Origin of the sequence: Acinetobacter sp. 2JN-4, from assembly GCF_003687745.1 — a bacterium.
Classification (GTDB): Bacteria; Pseudomonadota; Gammaproteobacteria; order Pseudomonadales; family Moraxellaceae; genus Acinetobacter; species Acinetobacter halotolerans.
In genome coordinates this window covers 157,363-172,604 of record NZ_RDNY01000005.1, presented here as the reverse complement: position 1 = coordinate 172,604, position 15,242 = coordinate 157,363, and the positions used below count along the sequence as shown (strand labels likewise).

15 protein-coding genes and 3 tRNA genes are annotated in these 15,242 nt (G+C 42.0%); 13 read left to right on the top strand and 5 right to left on the bottom strand.

Features of this window, described 5'->3' with window-relative positions; genetic code table 11:
- The first annotated feature begins 242 nt into the window (after positions 1-242).
- The 3 genes from EAH57_RS09440 to EAH57_RS09430 all read left to right on the top strand — a co-directional run bounded on the left by EAH57_RS09440 (position 243) and on the right by EAH57_RS09430 (position 2,495).
- Positions 243-569, top strand: a complete 327-nt coding sequence (locus EAH57_RS09440; protein WP_004668356.1) for a pyrimidine/purine nucleoside phosphorylase — start codon at positions 243-245, stop codon at positions 567-569.
- Between the two features lie 230 nt (positions 570-799).
- Complete coding sequence (rlmB, locus tag EAH57_RS09435; protein WP_005194769.1) at positions 800-1,546, top strand: 23S rRNA (guanosine(2251)-2'-O)-methyltransferase RlmB; 747 nt, start codon at positions 800-802, stop codon at positions 1,544-1,546.
- 37 nt (positions 1,547-1,583) lie between these two features.
- The gene (locus tag EAH57_RS09430) at positions 1,584-2,495 is read left to right on the top strand and encodes a DMT family transporter (protein WP_121929834.1); all 912 of its coding nucleotides are present in this window, start codon (positions 1,584-1,586) and stop codon (positions 2,493-2,495) included.
- On the opposite strand, the gene coaE is transcribed toward EAH57_RS09430, so the two are convergent.
- The 4 genes from coaE to pilB are packed head-to-tail and all read right to left on the bottom strand — an operon-like array spanning position 2,492 to position 6,919.
- Entirely contained in the window at positions 2,492-3,097 is a 606-nt protein-coding gene (gene coaE / locus EAH57_RS09425; RefSeq protein ID WP_121929833.1) for a dephospho-CoA kinase, read from the bottom strand. The genes EAH57_RS09430 and coaE overlap by 4 nt on opposite strands.
- Position 3,098: 1 nt before the next feature.
- On the bottom strand, positions 3,099-3,959 hold the full coding sequence (locus EAH57_RS16210; protein ID WP_121929832.1) for a prepilin peptidase: 861 nt from the start codon (positions 3,957-3,959) through the stop codon (positions 3,099-3,101).
- On the bottom strand, positions 3,959-5,185 hold the full coding sequence (locus EAH57_RS09415) for a type II secretion system F family protein (protein ID WP_121929831.1): 1,227 nt from the start codon (positions 5,183-5,185) through the stop codon (positions 3,959-3,961). Before EAH57_RS09415 ends, EAH57_RS16210 begins: the two co-directional genes overlap by 1 nt.
- Before the next feature lie 24 nt (positions 5,186-5,209).
- Positions 5,210-6,919, bottom strand: a complete 1,710-nt coding sequence (gene pilB / locus EAH57_RS09410; RefSeq protein WP_121929830.1) for a type IV-A pilus assembly ATPase PilB — start codon at positions 6,917-6,919, stop codon at positions 5,210-5,212.
- A 429-nt stretch (positions 6,920-7,348) separates the two neighbouring features.
- Between pilB and tpiA the strand changes: the two genes are divergently transcribed.
- The 10 genes from tpiA (at position 7,349) to EAH57_RS09360 (ending at position 14,793) form a co-directional block, all read left to right on the top strand.
- On the top strand, positions 7,349-8,140 hold the full coding sequence (tpiA, locus tag EAH57_RS09405) for a triose-phosphate isomerase (RefSeq protein WP_121929829.1): 792 nt from the start codon (positions 7,349-7,351) through the stop codon (positions 8,138-8,140).
- A gap of 12 nt (positions 8,141-8,152) precedes the next feature.
- On the top strand, positions 8,153-8,482 hold the full coding sequence (gene secG / locus EAH57_RS09400) for a preprotein translocase subunit SecG (protein ID WP_004668371.1): 330 nt from the start codon (positions 8,153-8,155) through the stop codon (positions 8,480-8,482).
- Positions 8,483-8,539: 57 nt separating this feature from the next.
- Positions 8,540-8,624 (top strand) — tRNA-Leu (locus EAH57_RS09395).
- A gap of 43 nt (positions 8,625-8,667) precedes the next feature.
- Positions 8,668-8,744, top strand: a tRNA-Met gene (locus tag EAH57_RS09390).
- A gap of 87 nt (positions 8,745-8,831) precedes the next feature.
- Positions 8,832-8,908: transfer RNA gene (locus EAH57_RS09385), tRNA-Met, on the top strand.
- A gap of 207 nt (positions 8,909-9,115) precedes the next feature.
- Positions 9,116-9,640 carry a ribosome maturation factor RimP gene (gene rimP, locus EAH57_RS09380; RefSeq protein WP_121929828.1) on the top strand — a complete coding sequence of 175 codons (525 nt, stop codon included), beginning with the start codon at positions 9,116-9,118 and terminating at the stop codon, positions 9,638-9,640.
- A 37-nt stretch (positions 9,641-9,677) separates the two neighbouring features.
- Positions 9,678-11,162 carry a transcription termination factor NusA gene (gene nusA / locus EAH57_RS09375; protein WP_004668373.1) on the top strand — a complete coding sequence of 495 codons (1,485 nt, stop codon included), beginning with the start codon at positions 9,678-9,680 and terminating at the stop codon, positions 11,160-11,162.
- Between the two features lie 10 nt (positions 11,163-11,172).
- Entirely contained in the window at positions 11,173-13,890 is a 2,718-nt protein-coding gene (gene infB / locus EAH57_RS09370) for a translation initiation factor IF-2 (protein ID WP_121929827.1), read from the top strand.
- A complete protein-coding gene (locus EAH57_RS09365; RefSeq protein WP_121929826.1) occupies positions 13,890-14,282 on the top strand; it encodes a ribosome-binding factor A in 393 nt (130 codons plus the stop codon). Before infB ends, EAH57_RS09365 begins: the two co-directional genes overlap by 1 nt.
- 67 nt (positions 14,283-14,349) lie before the next feature.
- Positions 14,350-14,793, top strand: coding sequence for a GNAT family N-acetyltransferase (locus tag EAH57_RS09360; protein ID WP_121929825.1), 444 nt, complete (start codon positions 14,350-14,352; stop codon positions 14,791-14,793).
- A gap of 66 nt (positions 14,794-14,859) precedes the next feature.
- Here the strand turns inward: EAH57_RS09360 and EAH57_RS09355 are convergent, their stop codons facing one another.
- Positions 14,860-15,237, bottom strand: a complete 378-nt coding sequence (locus tag EAH57_RS09355; protein WP_121929824.1) for a Na+/H+ antiporter subunit G — start codon at positions 15,235-15,237, stop codon at positions 14,860-14,862.
- Positions 15,238-15,242: the final 5 nt, after the last annotated feature.

Genomic DNA, 15,242 nt, shown 5'->3' with positions numbered 1-15,242 from the left:
CGCATCCAATGCACAAAATCTTTTGCTTAAAGATAGAGAAGTTTTATAGTTGCTACAAGGGTTGAATACAGCATTTTGCTTATTTGCCTAGGATATGGCAGTTCTCTCAGTGATAAAGCACTTTGGAGCTTCGCCATTTGCTGCAAAAAGCATGAAAAAAATGGATTGATTAGTGACGCAGGCACAATTAAACTACGTCCATCATAACCTAATATAAATGCTGCATTATTTGGAGAGTAGGCATGAGTTCAGTGCAGTTTGATCATGTTACGGTCATTAAAAAGTCAAATGTGTATTTTGGTGGGGCATGTATTAGCCATACGGTACAATTTGAAGATGGTACGAAAAAAACTTTAGGTGTACTTTTGCCTACTGAACAGCCTTTAGCATTTGAGACGCATGTACCAGAGCGTATGGAAATTATTTCTGGTGAATGCCGAGTAAAAATTGCAGATAGCACTGAAAGTGAGTTATTCCGTGCAGGGCAGTCTTTTTATGTGCCTGGCAATAGTGTTTTTCATATCGAAGCGGATGAAGTCCTCGATTATGTTTGCCATTTAGAAGGCTAACCTATTACTGTTTAAATCGAGTACACTATATCTAAAGAGAATCCTGTAAAGTCATTTACAGGATTTTTTTATTAAATTCCCTTGCGGAGCTATTCGCTCCTCACCTGTAAAGTCACTTTGCAGGATTTTTATTTTTTATAAGTCTCCCAAAAGTTCTCGCTTGAAAGTGAAACTTTTACAACCTAAATCCCCTTTTTGAAAAGGGCATTTTTTAAAGAGGTCGTTCGTTCATGGCAAAATCTGAATATTATTATGGTGTTCACTCGGTGGAGTCATTATTAGAGTTAGAGCCTGAGCGAGTTTTGACTTTATTTACTTTAAAAGGTCGTGATGATCAACGACTACAAAAAATTTTACAGCTTGCAGAACCTTTTGGAATTAGTGTGCAACAAGCCAGTCGAGACAGTTTAGAAAAATTGGCGGGTCTGCCTTTTCATCAGGGGGTTGTAGCGGCTGTACGTCCACATCCGACCTTAAATGAACAAGATTTAGATCAACTGATGCAACAGACTCCAAATGCATTGTTGTTGGCACTTGATCAAGTGACTGATCCGCATAACCTTGGTGCTTGTATTCGTACCGCTGCTGCAATGGGGGTTCAAGCTGTGATTGTGCCTCGTGACCGTTCCGCAGGACTTACACCGACTGCACGCAAAGTTGCAGCAGGGGGCGCTGAAAAGGTTAAATTTATTCAAGTGACTAATTTGGCACGGACTTTGGCGCATTTAAAAGACACCACACATACGCGCGTTATTGGCACGATGTTAGATGAGAAAGCCTTGCCTCTTCAGCAATGTGATTTTAGTGGACCGATTGTGATCGTGATGGGTGCTGAAGATACAGGCTTGCGACCAATTACACAGTCTCAGTGTGATCACACGGTTTATATTCCAATGTCAGGTGATTTACAAAGCTTGAATGTGAGTGTGGCGACGGGAATGGCACTGTATGAAGCGTGCCGTCAGCGCAATGTATAAGCATATGCTTGCGGTATGATAATTCAAGTACTTTGATATGACTGCTCGAACCCAAGGCTACGTATTTGTCTTCATCACCATGTGTATTTGGGGCGGCTTTACCATTTTTTCGCGCTTAAATGCACATTGGCATATCAGTGCGTGGGATTTGGTTGCAATGCGCTTTGCGATTGCGTTTGCGATACTCATGCCGATTCTAATTTATAAGAAAGATTTTGGTTTTTTGTGGCATCCACGCGCAGTGATATTGGCATTAACAGGCGGACTAGCATATTGTTTTACCGTCTATACTGCTTTTCTACATGCCCCCGCAGCCCATGCCGCGATTTTTTTAAATGGTTTTATTCCATTATGTACTGCTGTCGCTGCTTATTTATTTTTTAAGCAGACCTTTGATAAACATACATGGTTGAGCCTAATCATCATGTTGAGTGCTTTAGCAGTGATGAGCTATTTGATGTTGCATGAGCAAGCTTCCTCATTTGGTTTAGGTGATCTGTTATTCTTTTTTAGTGCAGTTTGGTGGGGGCTATTCACTGTGCTGTTGAAACAGTGGCAATTGTCCGCATGGCATGCGATGGCGAGTGTCGCAATCTGGTCAGCATTGATTTATTTACCGATTTATCTTTTATTTATTCCAAAGCATTTCCAAGAAGTCGAAGCTGTACATTTACTGGTACAAGGGTTGTTTCATGGCGTGCTGGTGGTGATTGTTGCTACTTTGACTTATATCGCTGCAATTGAGCGTTTAGGTGCATTTAAGACTGGAAGTATTGTCACTTTAGCGCCATTTATCGCTGCTGTGCTTGCCGTTCCGTTGTTAAATGAGCCATTAAGTGTTGCTGTTGCTTGTGGTTTGGTGGGAATGGCAATCGGGGCGTTACAGCCATGGCGGTGGTTCCGTCAAGACAGTTTAACTAAACAACTTGCTCAGCAAAAAAAAGATTAAAAAAACTGCTCAGCATGTTGTAAATAGCTTAAATGCAAAGGCTTGAGTTGCTTATGCAGATGTTCTAATAAACCATCATTGAGAACAATGTCATTGGCAAGTTGTTGTTTTTGAGCTCTAGGCATTTGTGCCTCGATAATTTTTCTAATCTCAGCTGCATTTTGTCCATCACGTTGGCTGGCGCGTTGTAACTGTGTTTGTTCATCTGCATCAATCAGTAAGGTGTGATGAACGAGTTCATGCTGATTGGTTTCAAAGAGTAGTGGTGAAACTAATATCACATAAGGGCTTTGGGCTTGTTGTAATTGTTGGATAATCGACTGGCGAATGGCTGGGTGGGTGATTTTTTCCAAAGTTTGACGGGCTTCTGGGGATTGAAAAATATGCTCACGCAGTGCACGTCGATTTAAATTACCATCTTCCAATAATACCCAATCTCCAAAAGTATCTTGAATGCTTTTTAATGCAGGTTGACCTCGCTCTACGACTTCTCTTGCCACAATATCTGCATCCACAACGCGAATACCTTGAGATTCAAACCATTGGGTCGCCGCAGATTTACCACTGCCAATACCCCCTGTAATTCCCAAGATAAATCGCATGTTAACCTCCAAGATAAACTTTCATAATTTGATCACCCCATAAAAAGGCAATCCAACCTGCAATCGCGATATAAGGACCAAATGCAAAGGGTTGATTTTCACCACGCATTTTTAACAGAATAATACCCACAATTGCACCCACAATTGAAGAGAGTAAAACAATTAAAGGCAGCAACATCGGTCCCATCCAAGCACCTAGGGCTGCGAGTAACTTGAAATCTCCATAACCCATCCCTTCCTTGCCTGTAATCAGCTTAAAAAGATAATAAACAATCCATAGACAGAGGAAGCCGATTACATAGCCCCAAATCGCCGAGCTTGCTGTGGTATAAATCGCAAAACTGTTAATTGCCAAACCTAAGGCTGCAAGGGGAAGGGTAAAACGGTCAGGAAGCAGTTGCGTATCAAAATCAATAAAGGTCAGTGTGATTAAAACCCATGTGAAAATCAATGCAAACAGCATTTGAATGGTTGCACCAAACACAGCCACAACCACCAGTGAACACGCCATGGTGAGGAGCTCAATCAATGGATAGCGGATACTAATTGGATTTTGACAAGCACCGCATTTACCACGTAATACGAGCCAACTGATCACAGGAATATTTTGATACCAGCGTATAGCAGAGTGACATTTTGGGCAGGTCGAGGGCGGTTGACTAAGTGTTAATTTACTTTGATCGATGAGCGGTTGTTCTGGGTGGAGCAGCATCTGACATTCTTGCTGCCATTCCTGTTCCATCATTCGAGGCGTGCGGAAAATCACCACGTTGAGGAAACTACCAATACATAAACTCAACAACCCAACTGCAAGGTAGAGGGCAGTTGGGTTTTCGATAAAATAAGAGAAAAATTGTTGCATTAGACCACGGAACCCATTTGGAAGATTGGAAGATACATTGCAATCACAAGCCCACCGACCAGTACACCTAGAATTGCCATAATGAGTGGTTCCATCATAGATGTAAGGCCATCGACTGCGTTATCGACTTCATTTTCATAGTGGGTTGCCACTTTATCGAGCATACTGTCTAGAGCGCCAGATTCTTCACCGATCGCAACCATTTGAATCGCCATCGATGGGAAACGATTCGACACGCGCATGGCAAACTGTAATTGTTGTCCAGTTGCGACATCTTCGCGGATCTTCATCACCGCATCTTCGTAGACCACGTTGTTGGTTGCACCAGCGGTTGATTCAAGTGCATCAATCAGTGGCACACCTGCTGCAAATGTGGTTGCCAAAGTACGACTATATCGCGCAATAATGGCTTTATAAACTAAATCACCGAAAATAGGCAATCTCAGCGCCATTTTATCCAAGGTATCTCGAAATTTTTTACTGCGTTTTTTCGCTTCGAGAAAGCACGCAATAATTGCACCAATCACAATAATCAGAATAAACCAATATTCTTGCATCCATACCGACATATTCACCACCATTTTGGTAAAGGCAGGTAAGTCAGCACCAAATGAACTAAATAGATCTTGGAAAACAGGCACAACTTTGACCATCAAAATAATCGTCACAATCACCGCAACCACAACCACTGTGGCTGGGTATTTCATGGCTTTTTTGATCTTTTGTTTCAGTAATTCACTTTTTTCTTTGTAGATTGCAACACGATCGAGCATGGTTTCTAGCGCACCCGACTGTTCGCCTGATTCAACTAAAGAGCAAAATAAATTGTCAAAATACTGCGGGTATTTTTTTAGCGCGCCAGCAAAAGTATTACCACCTTCTACCTCGCTCTTTATGCCCAGTACGACTTCACGCATGGCAGGGTTTTCTAAGCCTTCAGCAACAATTTCAAACCCTTGAACCAGTGGTACACCAGCTTTCATCATGGTTGCCAGCTGGCGTGTAAACACCGTGATATCCAGTGTTGTGACTCGTCTTTTCATTAAGCCATCGAGAATATTTTTACGTTTTTCACGAATATTCTTAATGGTGACACCCTGTTTACGTAAAGTGACTTTTGCTAAAGCCATATTACGTGCAGGTAATTCCCCTTTAATTTTTGCCCCTTTACGATCTACCCCTTCATAAGCAAAAGTAGGCATCATTTGCGCTTTTTTAGCTGCCATGATTATTAATCCTTTTTATTAATTTTATTCACTTGTGACTCGATTAACTTCTTGTAATGAAGTGATCCCTTGCATGACTTTTTGTAAACCTGAACGCCTTAAATTGTTAAAACCAGCTTGTGCAGATGCAGCTGCGATTTGTAAAGCATTGCCATCTTCCATAATGATTTTAGAAATTTCAGGGGTCACTTTCATCACTTCATAGATACCGACACGGCCTTTGTAGCCTTCACGACATTCAGAACAACCAACGGGTTGAAATATCTGAAGTTCAGGATTTGCTAAATCTTGTTCAGTGAAGCCTAACTCTAAAAGACTTTGTTTGGGAATATCTATCGCTTGTTTGCACTGTGGACATAAGCGACGTGCTAATCGCTGAGCAATAACAAGATTGACTGAAGTTGCGATATTGAAGGAGGGTACTCCCATATTACGCAAGCGAGTTAATGTTTCAGGCGCACTGTTGGTATGAAGTGTAGACATGACCATATGACCTGTTTGCGCTGCTTTAATTGCAATTTCAGCAGTTTCTAGGTCACGAATCTCACCAACCATGATGATATCAGGATCTTGACGGAGAAAGGCTTTAAGGGCAGCAGAGAAGGTTAAGCCTGTCTTGGTGTTGACGTTAACCTGATTGATCCCTTCTAAGTTGATCTCAACAGGATCCTCTGCGGTGGATATATTGGTGTCTTCAGTGTTAAGGATGTTAATCCCTGTATATAAGGAAACTGTTTTACCTGAACCTGTTGGACCTGTGATCAAGAGCATGCCTTGAGGCTTGTCGAGTGCTTCTAGAAATAATGCTTTTTGTTCTTCTTCATAACCGAGTGCCTCAATGCCTAACATTGCACTGGATGGATCAAGGATACGCAGCACCAATTTTTCACCAAATAGCGTGGGTAATGAGTTGACACGGAAGTCAATCGCTTTGGTTTTGGATAGCTTGAGTTTAATACGACCATCTTGCGGCATCCGTTTTTCAGAGATGTCCATTTGCGACATGACTTTTAAACGTGAAGCAAGTCGAGTGGCGAGTTGCAACGGCGGATTTGCAATTTGACGCAATACGCCATCGACACGATAGCGAACCCGATACATTTTCTCATAAGGCTCAAAGTGTAAGTCGGATGCCCCCATACGAATCGCATCAATGAGTAACTTGTTGATGTATTTTACAATCGGTGCTTCTTCACCTTGAGGGACTTCATCATCTTGTGTTGATTCAGTGGGTATATCGACATCAAGATCAAAATCTTCATTTTCACCAAAATCAAAGTTATCCGTGTCCCCAAATTGTTGCTCAATGAGTTTTTCGAGTTTGCTGTGTTCAACAATAATCGGTTCGATATTGAGTTTGGTGTTAAAACGAATCGCATCCAATGCGTCGATATTGGTTGGATTGCTGGTGGCAACATAGAGGATTTGCCCACGTTGAATCAAAGGGGCAACCCGATGTTTGTGAATCAACTTGCTATCAGCGAGCTCACGTGGCAGCAAAGCCGTATCAAAAACCGCTAAATCAAAGACTGGTTCACCGAATTCGACTGCAATGGTTTCAGCAATGGTAAGTTGAGAAAGACGATGATGTTCAATCAGATGCGCAACAATATCTTGTTGTGCTTTTTTTGCTGTGTCGATTGCTGTTTGCATACCTGATGCAGACATATGACCATCTTCGACCAATCGTCGAATAAACCCCGAAAATTTTGGAGACGTATGTAATCCTGACATCTGTCCGCCTTATGACAATAAATGTTTATAATATGTATCCTAAAAATTATACTTTTGTTATGCAAAAATACTACTAGAGAAAGTGTCGTTTTTGACTTGGTTCACCGATAAAACTTTGAACTAATCGAGTTTTTTATAAATTAATTTTCTTTTATTCGTTCTATTACTAAAAGACACACGATTAATTTGATTTAAGTTTGAGCCGTTTTTAGCGATAATGCAATGCGTGCTGGAAAGAGTAGCAGCGCCTAAGCAACTTAATTTTAAAATAAATATCAAAACGAACAGCGCGTTCTCAAAGGATTTCTTGTTGAACTCATGCTGTTTTCAATCTGATTTATATTTAAACAATAGAAAAAAACTCAATTTTATAAAAATCCGTGTAAAATATGCAGCATTTTTGAGAAATTAACATTAGGCAGGCGAAGTATGTCGAATTCGACCATTACCCCTTGGGTTGTTGGTAATTGGAAAATGAATCCAATGCATGCGAATGCTTTCCAATTAATACAAGAATTTAAACAGTTATTAGAGCAAGAAAATATTGCTCCCGAACAATGTCATATCGGCGTGGCACCGACCACAATCGCTTTAACCAGTATTCAGGCTGAACTAAAAGATGCCGCTAGGACAGTCTATACTGTAGCGCAAGATTTATCTCGGGTAGCGGGTACAGGTGCGTACACGGGAGAGGTGAGTGCTGAATTACTGAAAGATAGTGGTATTGAGTTTGCGCTGGTTGGTCACTCTGAGCGCCGTGAGTTGTTCGGTGACCATGTGGAAATTTTAAAAGAGAAGTTGCATCATGCATTAAATGCAGGCTTAACTGTGATTTACTGTGTTGGTGAAAGTCTTGATCAGCGTGAGCAAGGTTTGGCTGATCAAGTTGTATTACAGCAAATCTGTGATATTGCTGCTGTAGTCAAAGCTGAACAATGGCAAAGTATCGTGATCGCTTATGAGCCAATTTGGGCGATAGGCACTGGTAAAACAGCTTCACCAGAAGATGCTCAGGCGATGCATGCAAAAATTCGTGAAGGGTTAACGCAAATCACATCATATGGCGCAAACATGGCGATTTTATATGGTGGCAGTGTTAAGGCTGAAAATGCAGTTGAATTGGCTGCATGTCCAGATATCAATGGTGCCTTAGTGGGTGGTGCGTCTCTCAATGCACAATCTTTTTACCAAATTGCAAAAGCATTTGCACAAAGCAAATAACGAGGAATAGAAATGTATAGTTTTATACTCGTTGTACACATCATTTTAGCAATTTTGATTATTGCTTTGGTTTTAGTACAACAAGGTAAAGGTGCAGAAGCAGGCGCATCGTTTGGTGGTGGTGGTGCTGCAACTGTGTTTGGCGCGTCAGGTGCAGGTAACTTCTTGACACGTTTAACAGCAGTTTTTACTGCAATCTTTTTTGTGACCAGTCTAACTTTAGCTGTACTCGCAAAAAAACATACCACAGATGCGTATAGTTTAAAAACTGTTCAAACCTCAACGTCTGCACCAGTGACATCGGCTGAAACTTCGCCAAATGCACCAAAAACGACTGAATAAGCTGAATTAATGCTTTCCTTTTTTTGTTTTAGGTACTAGAATTCGTCCCACAAAGCTGCGGTGGTGGTGGAATTGGTAGACACGCTACCTTGAGGTGGTAGTGCCTTCGGGCGTGGGGGTTCAAGTCCCCCCTTCCGCACCAAGCTTAATAACCAGTAAGTTTGGTGTACGCAGTAATTTGTTGATGCGGGATGGAGCAGTCTGGTAGCTCGTCGGGCTCATAACCCGAAGGTCGTTGGTTCAAATCCAGCTCCCGCTACCATTTGATTAAGGTGCAACTTAATCAAGCAATGGTGAAAAAAACTTAGATTGACTTTTTTTCATAATTGTATATAATTTTGCACGTTGATGCGGGATGGAGCAGTCTGGTAGCTCGTCGGGCTCATAACCCGAAGGTCGTTGGTTCAAATCCAGCTCCCGCTACCAAGTTTCTAAAAAGAGGCTCACAATAGGTGGGCCTTTTTGCACAGTGGGCTTTGCTTTTCTGTGTAACATAGGGGCGATTACGCCCTTTTTTATTGGTTGTTTAGCTATCGTGTAGTGTCGATATGAGCCGTATACGGCGCAAGATCAAATCATCGTGTTCACTATACGGTTAAGATTGATTGGCTCGCATGAGAGCGACGAGAGTAAATGAAATTATCAAATAAATCTCAAGCACTGTTTGATCTTATCGCACCAGCTGTGGCTGCTTGTGGTGTAGATCTGTGGGGAATTGAATTCCTACCACAAGGTAAACGTTCTTTATTACGTATTTATATTGACAAAGCGACTGATGAAAATGCAGAGCCGCTTCTCACTGAAGATGGCGAAGCAGACCAAGGGCGTGGTATTGGTGTTCAAGATTGCGTGCTGGTCACGCAACAAGTGGGCGCAATGCTAGATGTCCATGATCCGATTTCGGGTGAGTATGCTCTAGAAGTTTCTTCACCTGGTTGGGATCGCCCATTCTTTCAGTTGTCACAAATGTCTGGGTATATTGGACAACAAGTCGCTTTACGATTAATTGCTGCTGTCGAAAACCGTCGTAAATTTCAAGCAAAATTACTTTCTGTAGACCTAGAAAATGAAATCATTCAGGTTGAAGTAGAGGGTGGTCAGGTGCTTGAAGTTGATAGTAATAATATTGATAAAGCAAATTTAATCTATCAAGACTAATATTAACTTAATTTTATAAGAAATCGGTAGGTGACTTATGGGCCGCGAAATTCTTACCGTTGCAGAAACGGTTAGTAATGAAAAAGGTGTTAGTCGTGAAGCGATCTTCGAAGCGTTAGAGCAAGCACTGGTTGCCGCGACGAAGAAAAAATTCTACGAAGGCACAAATTCAGAAGAAGCTCAACTTCGTGTTGAGATTGATCGTAAAACTGGTGATTACCGTACTTTCCGTCAATGGACGCTAGTTGCAGATGAAGACCACGAAATGCCAGCATGTCAGGATGCGATTTCTGATGTGGATGCAACAAAGTGGTCAATTGGCGATATCCGCGAGCTTGAAGTTGAATCGATCGAGTTTGGTCGTATTGCTGCGCAAATTGCAAAACAAGTGATTGTGCAAAAGATTCGTGAAGCTGAACGTGCGTTGGTTGCGGATGCGTATGCGTCTAAAGTTGGCGAACTGATCTATGGTGAAGTGAAAAAACAAACTAAAGATGGCTTTATCATTGATCTTGGTGACAATGCAGAAGCATATTTGGCACGTGAAGAAACTATCCATAAAGAAATTTTACGTCCTAAGCAACGTATCAATGCAATCTTGTATAACGTCAACCGTGAAGGTCGTGGTGCACAATTACTGTTGTCACGTGCTCGTCCTGAAATGCTAATGGCTTTAATGAAAAAAGAAATTCCTGAAATTTCTGAAGAAATCATTGAAATTAAAGCCGCAGCGCGTCAACCGGGTGTGCGTGCTAAAATTGCAGTGAAAACCAATGATCACCGTATTGACCCTGTAGGTGCATGTATTGGTATGCGCGGTACGCGTATCCAAGCGGTACAACAAGAGTTAAATGGTGAGCGTATTGATGTTGTGGTGTGGTCTGATGATCCAGCGCAATACATTGCAAGTGCATTAGAGCCAGCAGACGTTTCAGGTATCGTACTTGATGAAGATGCACGTAGTGCAGATATCATTTTTGCGACCAGTGACCAGTTGGCACGTGCGATTGGTTCGCAAGGACAAAATGTTCGTTTAGCATCGGAATTAACCGGTTATAAACTCGACATGATGTTGGAAGAAGAGTATCGTGCTCGTCAGCAAAATGAAGCACAACAATATCTTGATATGTTCGTATCACGTCTCGATATTGAAGAAGATTTAGCAATGGCTTTGGTAGAAATGGGCTTCACTTCATTAGAAGAAATTGCTTATGTTCCTGCTGAGACATTTGATGAAATCGAGCTTGATGCAGACTTAGTTGAATTACTACAAAGTCGTGCAAAAGAAGCTGCATTAACGGATGCGTTAAAACAGCAAGAAAATATTCAAGAGCCAAGTGCAGAACTTCTCGGAATGGAAGGTATGACCACTGAGATTGCATATGCATTGGCGGCACGTGGTGTGATTACTGTTGATGATTTGGCAGACCAAGCGACTGATGATATCTCTGATATCGAAGGTTTAGGTCATGACAAAGCGGGTCAACTCATCATGAAAGCACGTGAATCATGGTTTAACTAGGAGATAATAGATGACGGACAAGTCGATTCAAGAGTTAGCGCTCAGCGTAGAACGTCCTGTAGAGAAACTCCTAGAGCAGGTTCGTGATGCAGGTCTACCACAGCGTAAAGCAGATGAAATTATTACCACTGAGCAACAAGACACTTTAGTCAATCATTTGAAAAAAGTTCATGGTCAGGAAAGTGGTAACACAGGAAAAATTGCGTTGAAACGTAAAACAACGAGTACTGCTAAAGTTACAAGTACTTCGGGCAAAGCAAAAAGCATTAATGTTGAAGTTCGTAAGAAACAAGTTTTTGCTAAACCGAACCCAGAGTTGCTTGCTGCTGAAGCAAAAGCACGCGTAGAAGCGAATGTGAAAGTACGTGCTGAACAAAATGTACGTACTGAAGCAGTGCAAAATGCACGTGATGTTGCAGAGAAAAAAGCCAATGCAACCTTAGAAGCAATGCGTGCAGCGCATACTTCTGATAGCGCAACACAAGCACCGTCAAAAACGGCTGTTGTGGTGAAAAAACGCAATAGCGATAAGGTGATTAAAGCGCCTCAAGTGGTAAAACCATCAGAGACGGCTGAACAGAAAAAAGCACGTGAAGCACAAACTGCTCAGTTAAAAGCAACTGAAGAAGCAGTGCGTCGTAAGGCGGCTGAAGAAGCTCAGCAACGTACGCTTGAACAAATGCGTAAAATGGCATCAAAATATTCAAATGATGATACCACTACGACTGTTCGTGTGATTGATGATTCGCCTTTAGCAGCGGGTCTTGTTGGTCAAGCATATGAAGATTCCTTTAACAAGGAAGACCGTGAAATCAAACGTGGTGGTGCAACTGCAAATCCACGTGCTGGTAAGAAAGGCGGTCGCGGCGGTGATGCTCAGTCTGAACAAAGTTTCAGCAAGAATCATCACAAGCGTGGTTTAAAAACCAGCCAAGCAAACAAACATGGTTTCGAAAAACCTGTCAAAAAACAAGTTTACGATGTTGAGATTGGCGAGAAAATCGTTGTTGCTGATCTCGCTCAAAAGATGGCTGTTAAAGTTCGTGAAGTCATCAAAACCCTCATGAAAATGGGTGAGTTGGTTACACAGAACCAAGCGATTGAACAAGATACAGCAGTACTTGTGGTTGAAGAAATGGGACACAATCCTGTTCTGGTTTCGGATACTCAAGCAGAAGATAATTTATTGGTTGCAGCTGAAGAAGCACGTGGTGAGCAAACAACTCGTCCTCCAGTAGTTACGATCATGGGTCACGTTGACCATGGTAAAACTTCATTACTGGATCGTATCCGTCGCTCTAAAGTGGCAGCGGGTGAAGCGGGTGGTATTACTCAGCATATCGGTGCTTATCACGTTGAAACTGAGAAAGGCATTATTACTTTCTTAGATACCCCGGGACACGCAGCGTTTACTTCTATGCGTGCACGTGGTGCAAAAGCGACTGATATCGTGGTACTTGTTGTTGCTGCGGATGATGGTGTAATGCCACAAACTGCGGAAGCAATTGATCATGCTCGTGCTGCTGGTACGCCTATTATTGTTGCAATCAACAAAATGGATAAAGAATCAGCAGATGTGGATCGCGTCTTAAATGAATTGACCACTAAAGGTATCGTGCCTGAAGAGTGGGGCGGTGATGTGCCTATCGCTAAAGTTTCAGCACATTCTGGTGCTGGTATCGATGGGTTACTTGATCTGATCTTGATCCAAGCTGAATTGATGGAACTCAAAGCCTCTGCGGACGGTGCGGCGCAAGGTGTTGTTATTGAAGCACGTGTTGATAAAGGCCGTGGTGCGGTAACGTCGATTCTTGTACAAAACGGTACTTTGAACATCGGTGATTTAGTTCTTGCTGGTTCATCTTATGGTCGTGTACGTGCAATGGTTGATGAAAACGGTAAACGTATTCAGTCAGCAGGTCCTTCGATTCCAGTTGAGATTTTAGGTTTACCTGAAGCGCCAATGGCAGGTGATGAAGTTCTTGTCGTGAATGATGAGAAGAAAGCACGTGAAGTTGCTGATGCTCGTTCTGATCGTGAACGTCATAAACGTTTAGAGCGCGCGAGTGCGATGCGTCTTGAAAACATCATGGCGTCTATGGGCAAAAAAGATGTGCCTTATGTGAATGTTGTACTCAAAACTGACGTACGCGGTACTTTAGAAGCATTACATGTTGCTCTTGATGAGCTTTCAACTGATGAAGTTAAAGTTCGTGTGATCGGTTCTGGTGTCGGTGCAATCACTGAGTCAGATGTCACCTTAGCTGAATCTTCAGAAGCAGTCTTACTTGGTTTCAACGTACGTGCGGACAACACTGCACGTCAGAAATCTGATCAAGACGGTATCGATATTCGTTACTACAGCATCATTTATCAATTGATTGATGATGTAAAAGCAGCAATGAGCGGTAAGCTTGCACCTGAACATCGTGAAACGATCTTAGGTGTAGCGGAAGTACGTGAAGTCTTCCACTCAAGTAAATTTGGTGCAGCAGCAGGCTGTATGGTACTTGAAGGTATGTTACACCGTAATAAACCGATTCGCGTATTACGTGATGACGTGGTTGTGTTCCAAGGTGAACTTGAATCTCTTCGTCGTTATAAAGAAGTGGTTGAAGAAGTTCGCGCAGGTATGGAATGTGGTCTTGCGGTGAAAGGTTATAAAGACATCAAAGTACAAGATAAGATCGAAGTATATGATGTTCAACTGATTAAACGGAGTCTTTAATGGCGGGTAGCCAACGCTTAAAGCGCATGGCGGATTCAGTACAACGTGAGTTGGCTGAGCTGATCCGTCAGGAGCTTAAAGATCCACGTCTGGGTGGTCTAGTGACCATCTCAGCCGTGAAAGTCAGTGCAGATATGGGATATGCTGAAGTTTATGTCACTGTTATGGGGCGTGAACTGGGTGATGATCAAAGTGAAGCTGCAAATAAAGAAACTTTAGATGTGCTGAATAAGGCTTCTGGTTTCTTGCGTCATGAATTGAGTCGTCGCATCAAGACGCGTATCACGCCAAGATTGCGTTTCCATTATGATAAAACCAATGCATATGGAAACTATATGTTTGGTTTGATTGCTGAAGCTGTCAAGGATTTGCCTGAGCAAGATAAAGAATAAGTTTTAAAGAAAGCCACCTGAGGGTGGCTTTTTTGTCGGTGTGTTTATTAAAAATCAGGACGTTAAGATGCAACTCAGAGCATTACATCAAGATGATTATTCACAATGGCTACTTTTATGGCAGGCTTATCAAGCTTTTTATCAGGTAGAGATTGATGAGAAAATCACACAAATTACATTTTCTCGTTTATTGAATTCAAGTGAAGCGATGCACTGTATTGTGGTTGAAAATGAACAGCAATTGATTGGTTTTGTGAATTTTATTTTCCATCGTAGTACATGGACGATTGGGAATTATTGTTATTTGCAAGATTTATTTGTGGATCAAAATACACGTGAAATGGGTTTGGGGCGGAAAATGATTGAAGCGGTGTATGAACAAGCCATAGCCCAACAATGCTCTCGTGTGTATTGGTTGACCCATGAAAGCAATATGCAAGCCAGAAGGTTATACGATAATATTGCAGTGAATGCAGGTTTTATCCAATATCGTCAAAATTTAGCTCCATAACATCCTCAAGCCTTAGAAATGCACCCACAAAATGTCAAATTTTCGGGGGTGCTATGCTCTCTCATACTACAGTTGGTCTTTTTTGTCTTTACGGCTATAACGTTGCCAAGGAAGCGGACGGTTTAAAGCTTCAGGAACATCACCACTATTCGAGCGCAAACGCAAATGAATAGCAGCTTGCGCCATTAAATTTGCAGATACAGGTGCGGTAATAAAGATAAACAGCGTGATCAGTAACTCAGCAAAACCAAAACGCCCTTGTGTCACACCAAAGATCATTGCTGCGATCAAGAAGCTGCCTAATCCTAATGTACCAGCTTTGGTCGGTGCATGCAGACGCATAAATAAATCAGGTAGACGGATCATACCGATTGATCCAACCAATAGAAAAAAAGCGCCGAACACCAAAAAGAATGAAATGAGGATCTCATAGATCAGTTGCATGATGT